General features: G+C 28.9%; 17 protein-coding genes and 1 tRNA gene. 8 read left to right on the plus strand and 10 right to left on the minus strand.

Going from position 1 to position 16,747, the window contains the following annotated elements; all coding sequences use genetic code 11:
• Nucleotides 1–125 precede the first annotated feature (125 nt).
• On the plus strand, nt 126–920 hold the full coding sequence (locus ACSHW5_RS08565; protein ID WP_435675706.1) for a carbonic anhydrase: 795 nt from the start codon (nt 126–128) through the stop codon (nt 918–920).
• Nucleotides 921–1,084: 164 nt separating this feature from the next.
• Here the strand turns inward: ACSHW5_RS08565 and ACSHW5_RS08570 are convergent, their stop codons facing one another.
• The 3 genes from ACSHW5_RS08570 to ACSHW5_RS08580 form a co-directional block, all read right to left on the minus strand.
• Nucleotides 1,085–1,414, minus strand: a complete 330-nt coding sequence (locus ACSHW5_RS08570) for a hypothetical protein (protein ID WP_435675707.1) — start codon at nt 1,412–1,414, stop codon at nt 1,085–1,087.
• 15 nt (nt 1,415–1,429) lie between these two features.
• Nucleotides 1,430–2,272 (minus strand): sulfurtransferase, encoded by an 843-nt coding sequence (locus ACSHW5_RS08575; protein WP_435675708.1) that lies wholly within the window; start codon nt 2,270–2,272, stop codon nt 1,430–1,432.
• Between the two features lie 63 nt (nt 2,273–2,335).
• Entirely contained in the window at nt 2,336–3,637 is a 1,302-nt protein-coding gene (locus tag ACSHW5_RS08580) for a dicarboxylate/amino acid:cation symporter (RefSeq protein WP_435675709.1), read from the minus strand.
• A 125-nt stretch (nt 3,638–3,762) separates the two neighbouring features.
• Here ACSHW5_RS08580 and ACSHW5_RS08585 point away from each other — a divergent pair, with 125 nt between their 5' ends.
• Nucleotides 3,763–4,401, plus strand: coding sequence for a DUF937 domain-containing protein (locus ACSHW5_RS08585; protein ID WP_435675710.1), 639 nt, complete (start codon nt 3,763–3,765; stop codon nt 4,399–4,401).
• A gap of 62 nt (nt 4,402–4,463) precedes the next feature.
• Here the strand turns inward: ACSHW5_RS08585 and ACSHW5_RS08590 are convergent, their stop codons facing one another.
• From ACSHW5_RS08590 to ACSHW5_RS08610, 5 genes are read right to left on the minus strand one after another with little or no spacing between them, the layout of a single operon-like run.
• The gene (locus ACSHW5_RS08590) at nt 4,464–5,417 is read right to left on the minus strand and encodes an AAA family ATPase (protein WP_435675711.1); all 954 of its coding nucleotides are present in this window, start codon (nt 5,415–5,417) and stop codon (nt 4,464–4,466) included.
• The gene (locus tag ACSHW5_RS08595) at nt 5,417–6,799 is read right to left on the minus strand and encodes a peptidylprolyl isomerase (RefSeq protein WP_435675712.1); all 1,383 of its coding nucleotides are present in this window, start codon (nt 6,797–6,799) and stop codon (nt 5,417–5,419) included. The genes ACSHW5_RS08590 and ACSHW5_RS08595 overlap by 1 nt, the downstream gene beginning before the upstream one ends.
• Entirely contained in the window at nt 6,765–7,610 is an 846-nt protein-coding gene (locus ACSHW5_RS08600) for a hypothetical protein (RefSeq protein ID WP_435675713.1), read from the minus strand. Before ACSHW5_RS08600 ends, ACSHW5_RS08595 begins: the two co-directional genes overlap by 35 nt.
• A complete protein-coding gene (locus ACSHW5_RS08605; protein ID WP_435675714.1) occupies nt 7,611–9,248 on the minus strand; it encodes a peptidylprolyl isomerase in 1,638 nt (545 codons plus the stop codon). It abuts the gene before it with no gap.
• Nucleotides 9,249–9,260: 12 nt separating this feature from the next.
• Nucleotides 9,261–9,542 (minus strand): DUF493 family protein, encoded by a 282-nt coding sequence (locus tag ACSHW5_RS08610; RefSeq protein WP_435675715.1) that lies wholly within the window; start codon nt 9,540–9,542, stop codon nt 9,261–9,263.
• Between the two features lie 185 nt (nt 9,543–9,727).
• Here ACSHW5_RS08610 and ACSHW5_RS08615 point away from each other — a divergent pair, with 185 nt between their 5' ends.
• From ACSHW5_RS08615 to ACSHW5_RS08635, 5 genes are all read left to right on the plus strand, one after another.
• The gene (locus ACSHW5_RS08615; RefSeq protein WP_435675716.1) at nt 9,728–10,279 is read left to right on the plus strand and encodes an AAA family ATPase; all 552 of its coding nucleotides are present in this window, start codon (nt 9,728–9,730) and stop codon (nt 10,277–10,279) included.
• Nucleotides 10,276–12,168, plus strand: a complete 1,893-nt coding sequence (locus tag ACSHW5_RS08620; protein WP_435675717.1) for a RecQ family ATP-dependent DNA helicase — start codon at nt 10,276–10,278, stop codon at nt 12,166–12,168. Before ACSHW5_RS08615 ends, ACSHW5_RS08620 begins: the two co-directional genes overlap by 4 nt.
• A 2-nt stretch (nt 12,169–12,170) precedes the next feature.
• Nucleotides 12,171–13,115 carry a methionyl-tRNA formyltransferase gene (gene fmt, locus ACSHW5_RS08625; RefSeq protein WP_435675718.1) on the plus strand — a complete coding sequence of 315 codons (945 nt, stop codon included), beginning with the start codon at nt 12,171–12,173 and terminating at the stop codon, nt 13,113–13,115.
• 182 nt (nt 13,116–13,297) lie between these two features.
• A complete protein-coding gene (locus ACSHW5_RS08630; RefSeq protein ID WP_435675719.1) occupies nt 13,298–13,570 on the plus strand; it encodes an HU family DNA-binding protein in 273 nt (90 codons plus the stop codon).
• Nucleotides 13,571–13,623: 53 nt separating this feature from the next.
• Nucleotides 13,624–14,217: a YqgE/AlgH family protein gene (locus tag ACSHW5_RS08635; RefSeq protein WP_435675720.1), complete on the plus strand. Its 594-nt coding sequence runs from the start codon at nt 13,624–13,626 to the stop codon at nt 14,215–14,217.
• A 686-nt stretch (nt 14,218–14,903) separates the two neighbouring features.
• Here ACSHW5_RS08635 and ACSHW5_RS08640 read toward each other — a convergent pair.
• On the minus strand, nt 14,904–15,737 hold the full coding sequence (locus ACSHW5_RS08640) for an aminotransferase class IV (protein ID WP_435675721.1): 834 nt from the start codon (nt 15,735–15,737) through the stop codon (nt 14,904–14,906).
• Between the two features lie 215 nt (nt 15,738–15,952).
• Complete coding sequence (locus ACSHW5_RS08645; protein ID WP_435675722.1) at nt 15,953–16,336, minus strand: START-like domain-containing protein; 384 nt, start codon at nt 16,334–16,336, stop codon at nt 15,953–15,955.
• Nucleotides 16,337–16,444: 108 nt separating this feature from the next.
• On the opposite strand from ACSHW5_RS08645, the gene ACSHW5_RS08650 reads away from it, so the two are divergent.
• Nucleotides 16,445–16,518 (plus strand) — tRNA-Met (locus tag ACSHW5_RS08650).
• The last annotated feature ends 229 nt before the right edge of the window (nt 16,519–16,747 follow it).

Here is a 16,747-nt window from a genome sequence, read left to right on the forward strand (position 1 = left end):
ATAAAAGTCATTTTCTGTGATAACGAAACCGATTGATTACTTTTCTTTAAAACATGACAAATGTTATAAAATATATTTTACTACTTTATGTACTTTTGTTTTTTATTAAAACAACTATTTAAAACATGAAAAAAATAATTACATTATTCACTATTTTTACATTTATAGGGTTTACCTGTTGTAAAACATCCAAAGAAAAAGAAGACACTCACAAAACAGAAAACCATCCACATTGGAGTTATAAAGGTGAAACCTCACCAGAACATTGGGTTGAAATAGAAAAAAATTCTGATTGCGATGGAAAAAAACAGTCACCCATAAATATTGTAGATATTAATACAAAACCTATACAGCAAAAAGAAAATCCGTTAAACATTTTATACACTCCTACCACAGAATTAAAACAAGTTATTAATAACGGACACTCAATTCAGTTTAATTTTGAAGCAGGAGATTCTATACAATATCATGGAGACACGTATTATTTATCTCAATTACATTTTCACGAACCTTCTGAACATACTATAAACGGAATCCGTTTTCCTTTAGAAATTCACTTAGTTCATAAGAGTAAATCAAATACCTATACGGTAATGAGTGTTTTGGCCCAAGAAGGAGAAGAAAGTCAATTATTTGAATTTTTTGAAAGTTTTTTACCAATTAAAGAAAACACCACAAAAGAAATACACCAATCTTTAAGTTTAGCAACATTATTTCCAGAAAACAACAATTTTTATTCTTATGGAGGCTCTTTAACAACTCCTCCTTGTACAGAAAGTGTAAATTGGGTAGTGTTTAAAGATCCTATAACTGTTTCTGTAGAAGAAGTTTTAAAATTGAAAAAGAATATGCCTATAGACAATTATAGAAATGAACAGCCGCTTAATGATAGATTGGTTTCTTTAAATATACAAGAATAGCAAATTATTGTATGCTCGGTAATTTTACAAATAAACTAGCCCTAGAAGCTATAAAATAATCAGAAATATCGCGTAAGACAAAAAAAAGATTTCAACTTTAATATTAAAAATGGCTTTCTAAAATTTATATTTAGAAAGCCATTTTTTTATATATAAACAGTTGTTTAGTTGATGATTTTTTTAAGAATTAAAAACATATTACGCTCTAAAACATCTACAGAACCATCTGCAAAAAGAACATCTTTAATTTCTTTGATAAGGTTTTCTTTATCTATTGTTGAATACTTATTTTCCGATAAATATTCTTTAATTTTCTCCATACATTGATAGTCGTTATCATGCACAATTTCTGTATGAATTTTATTATACAAAGTTTCATTTACTTTTGACAAAATGTATATACTTTCTTCATCTGTTTCAATATAATTACATTGTGCGGCGTAAATTAAAACGTACGTTTTAAATTCATCTTTGGTCCAATTTGTAATATTCATAATCAATTATTTTTTTTAAATTTCTATAGGCAAATTATGGGTACTTCCCCACTCGGTCCAAGAACCATCATAAACTGCATAGTTCTTAATTTTTGCTATTTCTGCACCTAAAGCTAAAATTGAAGCTGTAATTCCGGTGCCACAGGTAAAAATAAATTCCTCTTTATTTTTAGAGATTCTACCAAAAATCTCTTTTAATTCCTCTTCTGTTTTCATTTTTCCTTTTTCTTGTATTTCACTAAAAGGCAAAGAGGTAGCGTTAGGAATATGCCCACTTTTTACATCACCTCTGGGTTCTGGTATTGTTCCAAAAAACCTTCCTTTAGAACGAGCATCAGCAATTATAATATTTTTATTCTCTATGGCTAAAAGAACATCTTTTGTAAATTTTATTTTTTCTGGTTGATAATTTACAGTAAAATTTCCTTTTTTTACTTGATGCCTTTTAGGTGCTTCAACAGGATAGTTTTTAGATTTCCACAAAGGAAATCCTCCGTCTAAAACCGCAATATTATGAAAACCCATTAGTTGAAACATCCACCAAACTCTTGCACTAGAATAAATACCCAAATCATCATAAACAACTAACAAAGAATTATTATTTACACCCAATTCTTGTGCTTTTTCCTGAAACTCTTCTGGAGATAAAATTGTATTTGGAAAAGGTGAATTCTTATCAGAAAAAGTAGTTTTAATATCAAAAAAAACAGCATTTTTAATTTGCAATTTTGCCTCTAACACTTGATCTACATCGGTAACTTTAGGCATAGTTGCATCTAAAACAATTATATGCTCATTTTCTAAATTATCCATTAACCATTCAATAGAAACTAGAGGTTTTTTTATTTTTAAAGACATCTTATGATTAAAATTTAAAAAGTTAATTTTATAATCACACAATAGATTGCACTACAAATTATTTTACTTTTTATAATTATCATCCCATTCTTGAACTTTAGGATCTCCTAATTTGCCTACAGATTTTGCCACCAACATAGAAACAGCAGCATCACCAGTAACATTTACCACTGTTCTGCACATATCTAAAGGTCTATCCACAGCAAAAATTAAGGCCAAACCAGCTTCCGGAATACCTGCATACCCCAACACACCAACTAACATTACCATTCCTGCTCCAGGAACTGCAGCAGAACCAATAGATGCCAACGTTGCTGTTGCAATAATACCTAATTGTGTTCCAAAAGTTAAATCCATACCAAAAGCTTGTGCAATAAAAACTGCTGCAACTGCTTGATACAAACTAGTTCCGTCCATATTTATGGTTGCACCAATGGGCAATACAAAACTTGCCACTTCTTCTTCTACGCCAATATGTTCTACAACTCTTTCCATAGTAACAGGTAAAGTTGCAGCACTAGAACTTGTAGAAAACGCTAATAATTGTGCAGGAGAAATTGCTTTCATAAAAAAACTAGGGGTTTTCTTTGTAAAAACAACCACTAATATATTATAAAATACAATCATTAAGGCTAACCCGCCAACAACAGTTAATGCATACCAACCCAAAGCTTTAAATAAATCTAAACTTGGTGATTCTACAACGAGAGCTGCTAATAAAGAGAAAACACCATAAGGAGCGGTTAGCATAATTAAATCTACCATTTTTAGAATAACTTCATTAAAACCATCAAAAAATTTCTTCACTGTTTCTCCTTTTTCTTCTGGAATTAAAATTAAACCAATTCCAAAAAATACAGCAAAAAAGATAACCTGTAACATATTTCGATTGCTTGTAGCTGCCGAAAAAATATTTTCTGGTACTAAATCTATTAAAGCTTGTAGTGGTCCAGTTTCTTTTTGCTTTGCAGCTTCATCTTTATATTTTGTAGTACTTGTACCATAACTATCTACCATTTCTGTTCTAGTAGATTCCGTAATTTGTTTACCAGGTTTTACTAGATTTACCAAAACCAAACCAATAGAAACGGCAATTACAGTGGTAACAATATAGATACCAATAGTTCTTCCTCCCATTTTTGAGAGTTTAGAAATGTCTTTTAAATCTGAAACTCCTTTAATTAACGCAGCAAGAATAAGCGGAATTGCAATAAGTTTTAATGAATTGATAAAAATGGTACCAAATGGTTTAATCCAATCACTAATAAATTCTTTACCAAAATCAAAATTGGTCATGATTAGAGCAAAAATAACTCCCAATAACATTCCTAATAATATTTGCCAATGCAATGCTAGTTTCTTCATATATTTCATATAATTTTTTAGATGCTGAAAGGTAAATAAAATATTTATAACTATAAGTGACTTTATTTGTATATTGTGTCATAATTTAAACAAAACAAACATATTAATTATTAAAATCATAAAAAATGGCAGGAATTTTAGATTTATTGAATAGTGACTTAGGAAAACAAATAATTTCAGGTGTATCTGGTTCTACAGGAAACGATACTAGCAAAACAAGCAGTGTTTTAACAATGGCATTGCCGGTTTTAATGAAAGCTATGGAAAGAAATGCATCTACTACTGAAGGAGCAGATGGATTAATGAACGCTTTATCTAGCAAACATGATGGAAGTATTTTAGACAACCTAGGTAGTTTATTTGGTGGTGGCGTTGATGAATCAGTAAAACAAGATGGTGCTGGAATTCTTGGTCATATTTTGGGTAGCAAGCAACAAGGTGTTGAGCAAGTTATTGGTCAAAAATCTGGACTGGATGCTGGCTCAGTTGCAAACATATTAAAAGTAGCTGCACCATTATTAATGGGAGTTTTAGGGAAACAAAAACAAGAGCAAAACATTAGTAATTCTGGAGATTTAACAGGTCTTTTAGGTGGTTTATTAGGAGGTAGCGAAACTAAAAATGAACAAAGTTTTCTAGAAAAAATTCTTGATGCCGATGGTGATGGTTCTGTAATTGATGATGTAGCAGGAATGGTTTTAGGTGGAAGTAATAAAAAATCTGGTGGACTAGGTGGTTTATTAGGTGGTCTTTTTGGAAAATAAACAGTAGGAAATAGTTTTTTTACTAAAGAAAAGAGATTGAATTTTATTCAATCTCTTTTTTTTTATAATAGCGAATTAATAATATCCGTTATGGTAATTCCTTCTGCTTCTGCTTTGTAATTTTTTACAATTCTGTGTGACAAAATGGGGATTGCTACCGCTTTTACATCCTCTATATCTGGTGAATATTTTCCTTTTACCGCAGCATGTGCTTTGGCTGCCAAAATTAAGTTTTGTGAAGCTCTTGGCCCTGCACCCCAATCTAAATAGTCTTTTACCAATTGCGTAGCTTCTGCAGATTTTGGTCTTGTTTTACCCACTAATTTTACCGCATATTCTATTACATTATCCGCTACAGGAATCTTACGAATCAATTGCTGAATTGCAATAATTTCCTCTGAAGAAAATAAAGATTTTATGGTTTGTTGATGATTGCTTGTTGTGCTTTTTACAACAGCTACTTCTTCTGAAAACGTTGGATACTCTAAATAGATAGAAAACATAAACCTATCTAATTGCGCTTCGGGTAAAGGATAGGTACCTTCTTGCTCAATTGGGTTTTGTGTAGCCAATACAAAAAACGGAAGAGCTAATTTATAATGATTTCCAGAAACAGTTACAGAACGTTCTTGCATTGCTTCTAAAAGTGCTGCTTGCGTTTTAGGAGGCGTACGATTAATTTCATCTGCCAATATAATATTAGAAAAAATAGGTCCTTTTATAAATTTAAAATGCCTGTTTTCATCTAAAATTTCACTTCCTAAAATATCAGAAGGCATTAAATCTGGCGTAAATTGAATGCGTTTAAAATTTAAACCTAAAGCATCCGAAATGGTGTTTACCAATAACGTTTTTGCCAAACCCGGTACACCTATTAGTAAAGAATGTCCGCCACAAAAAATTGACAATAAAGTAAAATCAACAGCTTCATGCTGCCCAATAATAATCTTACCAATTTCTTCTTTTAATAAATGAAATTTATTTACTAATTCATTTACAGCTTTAACATCAGACATTATTTATTGGTTTCTTTTTTCCAGTTTCTGATAAAATTACATTTTCTGTGTTGATCTGCTAATTTAATATACGTATCTTTTATTTTTTCTTTAGACCATTTTGTAATCGTTTCTTCTTTCTTTTTCTGAAGAGCTAATTGTTGTACTTTAACATAATCATCTACAATATTTGCTTCATGCGTATCTGTTCTATTTTTCATTAAAATAAACTTAAACATCTTATCTCCTCCTCTAGTTACGTCATAAAAAGGCTCTGTCATTTCTCCTTTTTTAAGATCACTTACTCTAGCATAAAAAGCTGGGTCCATTCTTGTTAAATCAAATTTAGATTCTCCTGTAGATGGGTTTATAATTAAACCACCGTTATTTTTAGTCTCTTTTTCTTCTGAAAATTGTTTTACAGCATCTTCAAAAGTTATTTTTTCTGCTTTAATATCTGCAACAATATTCTCTAACTTTTCTTTTGTTGCTGTTAATTCTTCTTCAGAAATATTTGGTTGCATTAATATATGTGAAGCTATTCTTGTATCTCCTTTTACTTCATGTAATTGCATTAAATGATATCCGAATTGAGACTTAAAAGGTTTAGAAACTTGACCAATATCTAAAGTAAAAGCCATTTCTTTAAATTCTTTTATAAAATTAGATTCTTTTGTAACTGGATATTTACCACCATTTTGTGTTACTCCAGGATCATCCGAATTAATAATGGCTTTCATTCTTATACTTGCGCCATCTTCAATTTCTTTTTTTATTTCATTTAATTTATTTAAAATTCTTTCGTTTTCTTCTTTAGTAGGTGTCGCATTTATAACTATTTGAGCCAATTCTATTTCTGCAGGAAATTGTGGTAATTCTCCTTTTTCTTTTAAACCGTTAAAATACAAACGTACTTCTTCTGGCGTAACATCTATTTTTTCTGTAATTTTTTCTTGCTCCTTTCTAATGAGTAAATTTTCTTTTTCAATAATAGTTAATTCGTTTTTTAAATCTTCTAAATCATTAAAACCATAGGCTTTTATCATTTTTTCTGGAGATCCGTATTGCTGGGTAAAATATTGAATATTTCTTTCTACATTACTAGTAATTTCTGCATCAGAAACGGTAACACTATCTATAATTGCATGATGCGATAATAGTTTTTGTTCCATTAATTGTTCTAACATTTCACAATCAGAAATTTTTATTTTCCCTTCGCTTCTTTGTTCTACTTCTAGTTTAAATTTCTCAATATCAGAATCTAAAACAATATTTTTACCAATAACAACGGTTACACCATCTATTTTAATTTTTTGTGCTGATGTGGGTAAACTTACCAACCCAAAAAAGGCCGTAAGAATTAAAGGTTTAATATATTTTAAAATTGTTGTTTTTTGTTGCATCTTTTACTATTATTTTTTCAATATCTCTTATTAATTCTATTTTACGTTTGTGCAAAATCATTTGTTTTATATTAGATCTTATATAGCCCAATGGTGCTATAGAATCTCTTGTTAAAACGTCTTTTATAGCCACCAAATATAAACCTAATGAATCTTGTTCTTGAATGAATTTTGTTTTTTTTAACAGTTTTTCCTTAGAAAACGGCAGTTTTAACAAAACCTTATCTAATTGAGTCCAAACGGAGTCATTAAACTGATGAAATTTAAAACTTAATTGTTGTTTTTCTAGGCTTTCTAAGTCTTCAATTTTTTCTGATTTAAAAAGCTTAATAAATTCATTTTTATTTTTAATGTTTTCACTAAAATGAAGATATTTTACCTTTACCAATTCTTCATTTAATTTAAAATTCCCTCGGTTATTTGCATAATAAATTGCTATTTTCTCATCAGAAACAACTGTATCTAACTGTTGTTTTATAAGTTGTTCTTTATAGTTATTTATAAGCAAACTTTCTTTGTAATCTTTTACTAAATTATTTATTTTTAAATTATCTTCTTCCGTATTATTATCTTTTGCTTTGCTAAGTAACAACTGTTTTATTGCCCAATCTTGTATGTAACTATTCACAAGAATAAGACTATCTTGTTTATGAATATTTTTAGGCAAATTGGTTAATAGATCTTTTTTAAATAATTTCTCTGTGTTTACGATAGCTACAATTTCTGAGGTATTATTTTCCTTCTCTTGTATTTTAAAATATTTACAAGAGCTTAAACAAACAATACAAAAAAGGATGGCTATACCTCTCATTTACTTCTTATTATACAATGAAATTAGTTTTTTAAGTTGTCTTTTATCAACCTTAACTTTACTTTTTCTTCTTAAATCTGCTATCCAATTTTTTTCTAAAAAGTTCTGATAATCATTCATTACCTCACCTTTTACCTCTTTTAATTCTTTAGATTTATAGTTTGTTACATGAGAATTATAAAAGTTTTGCAAACCAATAGTATCTTTAGAAGACTTATTCCATATTTTTTGTTGCATCAACTCAAAAAGCAATAATCCATCTTCATATTCTTTAATTGTTTGTGCATATTCTTTATTGGTAAATTTTAAATTCTCTTTGTAATAAGTTAAAATATGTTTTTCTTTAAACTCTTCAAAAAGGGTAAATACCGGAAGATTCTTTTTATTTTTTATATCATTAATAAATTCTTCTTGTGTAATATTTTTATCATTGATACTTAAAATTATAGCTTGTAAAGAATCTTTAGGAATATTTCTGATATCTTTTCTTTCAAAAATACTCTTAGCATTTTCATTTTCTATAATTGTATATTCCTTCTTTAATTTTTGAACAATAGCATTGGTAGAAAACTTCATGCGGTTGCTACTTTTTATTTGCCCAGTTATTTGTTTTTTCATTTCAGAAAACGGAGGTACTGGGTGTTGTTTTAATAATTTTAAAATATGCCAACCGTATCGCGTTTTAAAAGGCTTTGAATAACTGTTCACTTCTGTAAGCGCAAAAGCAGCATCGTTAAAAGGTTGTACCATTTGCCCTGATCCAAATCTATTTAATTTACCACCATTATTTTTAGAATTGGTATCATTAGAATATTTTTTGGCAAGATTTTCAAACTTTTCATTTTTTAATAATTTACCGTAAACTTCATCAATTTTAGTTTTACCAACAGCAGTTGTATCGGTTATTAAAATATGCGCCACTTCTATTTGACCTTTAGAAGCTCTAAATTCATCAACCTTTAAAATATGATAACCAAATTGCGTTCTAAATGGCATAGAAACTTCACCTTCTTTAGTAGTGTACGCAGCCAATTCAAAAGGATACACCATTCTAAAAGCAGAGAAATAACCTAAATTTCCTTTATTTCCTATTCTTCCGGTAGCTACATCATCTTGTGCAGATTTATCTTCTGATTTTGCCGCGGCAATTGTTTCAAAATCGCCACCATTTACAATACTATTTCTAATATCGATAATTTTAGTAAATGCGGCTAAAGTATCTTTTGGTGTAGCATCTTTTGGCAATCTTATTAAAATATGTTTTGCTTTTACTTCATTTTTTGTTCTATAATAAGCGTCTTTCACTAATTTATCTAAATAAGTAGTATCTTTTAAATAAGGTTCTGCAAGTTGATTCTTATACATCTTAATCTCTCTCTTATAAGAATGTAAAGTATCTAGTTGCAATTTATACGCTTCTTTTACTTTTAATTTATAATTGATAAAAAGATCTAAATTATTATTTACGCTTTTTCCTTCCTCGTTATCAATAGCATCTAAATTTTTTTCATATACGTTTTTAAACTCTTCTACCGTAGTCTTTTCACCATCAATGGTTACTAATGTTTTGTCTTTTTTCTGTGAAAAAGAAGCAATTGATACGCTTAAAATAAGACCTAATAAAACTCTTTTTTTCATAAACTTTTGTAATTATAATGAAATGATTCCTTTAATTTTTTCTGCTTTTCTATAATACGAAATTACATCTTTAGAAGAAGCTATCTTTAATACGATGGAAACACTAATATATTTTCCTGTTTTCGATTTTTTTGTAGTAATTACTGCTCCGGTGTTGTTAAACAAATTTTCTACTTCTTTAACTTGATTTTCATCGGTGGGTACAATAAACTTGTATAAATAATCTGCAGGAAACTTTGTAGTATCATCTAATTGTCCTTGTAATTTCTTGTAAAATTCTTTTTTATCTTCCATATTATTGTCATTATTTACAAATAACAAGCCACAAATTTACATTAAAAATTAGTTTTATAAAGAGAATGATTTATTTTTGTAAAAACCAATAAATCAGAATTGATTAAAACCTATTGTTTTTTGAACAAAGTAATTCCTTTTTCCGACCAAAAATCAACAAAAATAACCTTAAAATAATTAGTTACTTGCAAAAAAATCAACAAAAAATAGTCTTAATAGGTGGTCCGGGAACAGGTAAAACCTCAGTAATAAATACACTTATAGAAAGAAATTATTGTTGTTTTCCAGAAATATCTAGAGAAGTAACTTTAAACGCTCAAAAAAAAGGAATTGATCAACTTTTTTTAACAGAGCCTTTATTGTTTAGCAAGTTATTATTAGAAGGTAGAGAACAACAATTTTTAAATGCTGATAAAAGTGATAAAAAATGGGCTTTTTTTGACAGAGGAATTCCTGATGTAATTGCATACTTAAATTATTTTAACACCCAATATCCTACTTCTTTTGTAGAAAAAAGCAACCAATATACCTATCAAAAAATATTTCATTTTTCTCCTTGGGAAAAAATACATACCACAGATAATGAACGTTATGAAACCTTTGATGAAGCCATAATTATTGATCAATTTTTAATAAAAGCTTACGTATCATTAGGATATACTATTATTAATGTTCCTTTTGGTTCTTTAGAAGATCGTACCAATTTTATCATAGATTCGCTAACTTGCGATTTATGATTTCACCTGTAGAAATATTAAAAAATTATTGGGGATTTTCCTCTTTTAGAGAACCGCAATTAAAAATTATTAACGCTGTTTTAGAGCAAAAAGATGTTATTGCTTTGTTGCCAACAGGTGGCGGAAAATCTGTTTGTTTTCAAATTCCTGCCTTGGCAAAAGAAGGAGTTTGTTTGGTTATTTCACCATTAATAGCATTAATGAAAGACCAAGTAGAAAACTTACAAAAGCTAGATATTAAAGCAACTACAATTCCTTCTGGCACAAAACAAGATGATATTATAACCCTTTTTGACAATATTAAATTTGGGAAAATTAAATTTTTATACCTTTCTCCAGAGAGGTTACAATCTGTTTTTATTCAACAAAAATTACAAGAACTAAACATTAATTTAGTTGCTATTGATGAAGCACATTGTATTTCTGAATGGGGACATGATTTTAGACCATCTTACAGAACAATAAAAATTTTAAGAACGCTACAACCCAACGCTCCTTTTATTGCCGTAACCGCAACTGCAAACCAACGAGTTTTACATGATATTGCAGAAAATCTTGAATTAAAAACCCCAATTATTTTTAGAAAATCTTTTTCTAGAGAAAACCTAGCCTATCAAGTTTTTACTGTTGAAGATAAACTTAAAAGGTTATTACAAATATTTACCAAAACAAAAACACCCGCCATTGTATATGTAAATTCTAGAAAAAGAACGCTAGAAATCTCTAACTTCTTACAAGCAAACCATTTTAAAAGTAGTTATTATCACGCAGGTTTGTCTCGCTTAGAAAAGCAAACTGCTTTTGATAATTGGATGTCAGAAAAAACACGCATTATTGTAGCAACCAATGCTTTTGGAATGGGAATTGATAAACCCAATGTTGGCGTTGTTGTCCATTTTAATTTACCTTCTAGTGTAGAGAATTATGTACAAGAAACAGGAAGAGCTGGCCGAAATGGAAAAAAATCTTTTGCCGTTTTATTGCAAAATGAAAATGATATTTTATTATTTAAGGAAAAAGCGATCTCAGAAATTCCTTCTATTCTAGAAATTAAGGAAATTCATAAAAAACTCTATCAATATTTTAACATAGCAAACGGAGAAATTTTAGAAGAAACTTTTCCTTTTAATAATCTTGATTTTTGTAGAAAATATAATTTTTCCGTTCGAAAAACAAATACCACTCTTAAAATTTTATCTAATAACGGTATTATAGAGATAAGCAATAATTACAACGAAAAATCTACCTTACAATTTATAACAAGTAGCAGAATTGTTTTAAATTATATTGAAAAAAATTCGTCTTTAAAAAAGTTTACTAACTCAATACTAAGAAACTATGGTGGGCTTTTTGAGCATGAAATAAAAATTGATGAATTTATAATTGCAAAAAAAGCTGGCATAACATCTGCTCAGGTAATTACCTACCTAAAACGTTTACATAAAGATGAATTGGTACTTTATAATCCTGTAAAATCAGATACAGAAATTGCGCTATTAGTGCCAAGAGAAGATGATAAAACTATTAATAGATGTTCTAAAGAAATTGAGAAATATATACATCAAAGAAGGAAAAAAAATGCCGATTTAATTAAATTTATTACAAACAATACCATTTGTAGAAGTGAACAAGTTTTAAATTATTTTGATGAAAGTACTCAAAACAAATGTGGAATTTGTGATGTTTGTCTCCAACAAAAAAAGAAACAAAAAACCATTACATCCGCAGATATTTTACAACTTTTAGAAGAGAATAAAAGTTTGTCTTCGCAAGAAATTAGTCAATTATTAGAAACGGATGAAAAAGAGATTTTACTACATTTACGTTTTTTATTATCTTCTAATAAAATTAGTATTAATCATCAAAACAAATTCAAAACAAACAACTAATTATGAGCAACATACGCATTGTTTTTATGGGAACACCTTCTTTTGCAGTTCACATTTTAAAAGAGTTGGTAGAAAACAACTATACAGTAGTTGGTGTAATTACAGCACCAGATAAACCTGCCGGTAGAGGGAGAAAACTAAATGAATCTGATGTAAAAAAATACGCAATTTCTCAAAATTTAAAGGTATTGCAACCTACTAATTTAAAGAATGATGATTTTCTAAAGGAATTAAAAGAGTTAAAAGCAAATTTACAAATAGTTGTTGCTTTTAGAATGTTACCAAAAGCAGTTTGGCAAATGCCAGAATTTGGAACCTTTAACTTGCACGCGTCTCTATTACCTGCTTACAGAGGTGCAGCTCCTATACATTGGGCAATTATAAACGGAGAAACAAAAACCGGTGTTACTACTTTTTTTATTGATGATAAAATTGATACGGGTGAAGTTATTTTACAAGAATCTACCCCAATTTCTAATGAAGAAACTGTAGGTAGCTTGCATGATACCTTAATGTATTTAGGAGCAAATTTAGTTGTAAAAACAGTAGATAGTATTGCACAAGGAAAAATTAGTACTAAAAAACAACCCGAGTTAGAAGAAAAATTTGCACCAAAATTAAATCCGGAAAACTGTAAAATAGATTGGTCACTTTCGGCAACTACTATTTATAATAAAATTAGAGGTTTAAATCCTTTTCCTGCCGCTTGGACAGTTTTAAAAAACAATGACGAAGAGATTTCTGTTAAAATTTATGGAGTTTCAAAAATAATAGAACAACATCATTTTGATGAAGGAAAAATAATAGCCACAAAAAAGGAGCTAAAAGTAGCTGTTAGAGATGGTTTTATCATTATTAATGAAATAAAACTTTCTGGAAAGAAAAAAATGGATGCAAAAAGCTTACTAAATGGATATCACTTTTCATCAGAAGCAAAAATGGTGTAACCCTTTAATAGCGCGGTTTTTACGATTTTATTATATTTTCACTCAACTTTATTAACAATTTACAATCTTTTATTAACAAAAAGGTACATTTTAGTACTTCAAATTTGCGCAAACCCTTAATACGCCTATATTTGTTAAGCTAATAGCGAAAAAAATTAATTTAATTTAAAAATCTTATTATTATGAACAAGTCAGATTTAATCGATGCAATGGCTGCTGATGCAGGAATTTCTAAAGTAGCAGCAAAAGCGGCATTAGAATCTTTTACAGATAATGTATCTTCAGCGTTAAAAGGTGGTGATAAAGTTGCATTAGTTGGTTTTGGAACTTTTTCAGTTTCTCATAGAGCTGCAAGAAGCGGTAGAAACCCACAAACAGGTAACACTATTCAAATTGCTGCTAAAAATGTAGCAAAATTCAAAGCAGGAGCTGGTTTAAGCGATGCTGTAAACTAAAAATATAATTTTTTAGGAATATAAAAACTCTCTTTTACCAGAGAGTTTTTTTTATGTATATATTTTTCTTATATTTAAAATTCTATTTAAACAAACATTTGAAACCATCTAAAGGAAAATTATTAATTGCAGAACCCGCTATTTTAAATGATAGCTCTTTTAATAGAACTATAGTTTTATTAACGGAACATACTCCTAATAATACTGTTGGCTTTATTTTAAACAGACCATTAGGTTATACAATACATGATGTAATGCCTGAATTAGATTGTTTTTTTCCATTATATCAAGGCGGACCGGTAGAACAAGATAATTTATATTTTGTGCATACAATTCCAGATTTAATTCCAGATAGTATAGAAGTTGCCAATGGAATTTATTGGGGTGGAGATTTTGAAAGCCTTAAAAATTTATTGAATACGAATGCTTTAACCAAGTCTGATATTCGTTTCTTCTTAGGATATTCTGGCTGGGCAAAACATCAACTAGACCAAGAAATGAATCAAAATTCTTGGTTTGTTTCAGAAAATGATTTTGAAAATATCTTTTCGATGGATGACAATAGTCTTTGGAAAAATAAATTATTACAAAAAGGAGGCGACTATAAACTTTGGGCAAATGCACCCAAAGATTTTAATTTAAATTAATTGTCTACTATAAAATTCTACATCAAAAAAGCACATTCAAATTGTATCTTTCCTTTGTCAAATAAATAAACACTTGTTTATCAAAATAATAAATTCTTTTTTAAAAAAATCAAACCCCGAAATCGAGCTATAAACTCAAAAAACGGGGTTTTAATTTATCTATGAGAGGCTAAACTACAAAGAATTTCCGAGTTTTAGGAAGAATTTTCAATTTTTTTGCTAGTAAAAACTTTCAACTTTATTTTAATCAATTTTTGTTAAGCAAACTAGGAAAAATCTATTCGGCTATTCGGTAATATTGAATATTTATTTTTCTGTGATATTGATTTGGATTCTAATCGATTGATTAATTATAAAATTGTGTATCAAATACGTTGCGAATTAGTTGAAAATTTATCCATAGAAAAAGCTAAAAAAATACTTTTCCATAAATGGTCTAATTTTATAAAAGAACAAGCTTCTATTTTTACAGATGCTACTTGTTATGAGAGTGAAGTTCGGTATTCACAAATCAAAAATTACTTTGGGAAGCTTAGGCTTTAAGGTTCCTAAAATTTTATAAAACCTTAAGAAAGTGAAAAGCCTCAAGGAAAATAAATTTTCTTGAGGCTTTTTTTTTTTTGAAAACTTACATCAAAAGTGTGTTACTTCTGAAAGTGTATTTTATAGCTTAAAAGCAATCATAATTACATGGGTATTATTTGTAGTACATTTAAATTTTTGGCTAATTTTAATCCAATTTCTGTAGTAAATTTCTTCTTTTTGTAATTAGTTACTGGTTGAACCCCCACAATGGCATTTGTAATAAATACTTCATCTGCTTTTTGAATCTCAAAAGGAGAAATACTAGTTTCTTCTAGGGTGTATTCTTTGTTTTTATTAATAATTTCTATCAACTTATTTCTAACAATACCCTTAATACAACCTTCTGTTAATGCAGGAGTTTTAATAATATTACCTTTCACAACAAAAATATTTCCGTTGGTAACTTCTACAACTCCTTTTCTTTCATTTAACAAAATGCAATTGTCTAAATCATTCTCATCTGCATAAATACTAGCCAAAGTATTTACCATTCTATTATTGGTTTTTATAGTAGATAAAAGACCAGAAAAGTTATAAAAATCCTTGTAAACATCTAAATTATATGAAGTTTTAGTTTGATAAGAATTCTCTTTAGCTTCAATTAAATAATCAATTTTATGTGTTGTTGGAGTATATAAACCACCGTCTTTTCTGTAGACTGTTAATCGTACTCTAAAAGAAGCAGCTTCATCTTGTACGGCAACGGTTTTTAAAATTTCTTTTTCTAAAAATTCTAGCGTAAATTCCATTGGTATTTTCATACGCAACATTCTCATAGAAGCCATTAATCTAAAATAATGATCTTCCCAAAAGACAACTTTCTTATTGAGTACTTTTATGGTTTCAAAAATTGAATCTCCATATTTAAAACCTCTATTTTCTGTTGATAATTTTATGTTTTCAGAAAACAATAATTGCCCATTAAAATTAATCATATCAATAATTTAAAAAAAGCGAATTTACTATAATTTAGTGTTGTAATAAAACGTAAAAAGCTCTTTCTTTTTACGTAAAGAGCCAAATGTTTGGTCTACAGAATACTGTACCATAAAACTATAGGCAGAATTTAATTGTAATGTTGCTATGAGTTATTGCGAAGCACGTAAAATAGTTACTGTAACCTACTAAAACTACTTATTTCAAAATAAAACTAGGCTCCAATAGTATGCTTTAACTCATCTATTTGATTTTCCCATAATTGCTTAGCAGATTCTACTTCATCTTCAACTTCTGCAAAATCTGTTACAATTAAAGAGACGTCTTTGGTAAGCGCATCTACCTCAATTTTTATTTCAAAAAAACTTTCATCATCTTCACTTTCTAGCCATTTAAACCGAACTTTTTCTTCTGCTCTCTTAGTAATTAGCTCTGCTTGTTCTTCTGAGCCGTCCCACACAAAAGTAAAAATCTTACCCCTAGCATTTACCTTGTCTGCAAACCATTCTTGCAAATTTGAAGGAGATGAAATATATTGATATAGCATATTTGGAGATGCATGAATAGGGATTTCTAATTCGTATTTTACTTTTTCCATTGTTAATTTCTTAGGTTGACAATATAGGTATTAATTCTATTTAAAAAAAATTAAAAACACTTCTTGCTAGTTTCTAAAATTCTATTATATTTGCAGCCTCAAAACAATGGCGAGGTAGCTCAGTTGGTTAGAGCGCAGGATTCATAACCCTGAGGTCACGGGTTCAAATCCCGTTCTCGCTACTTAAAAATTAAGCAGTTACATATTTAATGTAGCTGCTTTTTTTGTTTACTCCACAACTTTTTGTATTGAGCCCTTTTTATTTCATATCAGCCAAGTATTTCTTGCAATCTTCATCCGTTTTAAACCCATCAGTAAACTCTAGATGATTTTGTCGGATCATTCGCAATTGTTGTGTTTAGGCAAAAATTGTTGTTAATCTAAATAGGAAAAATTCTACATTTTTAACAC

The sequence above is a fragment of the Polaribacter sp. genome (genome assembly GCF_051251875.1).
Taxonomy (GTDB): Bacteria; Bacteroidota; Bacteroidia; order Flavobacteriales; family Flavobacteriaceae; genus Polaribacter.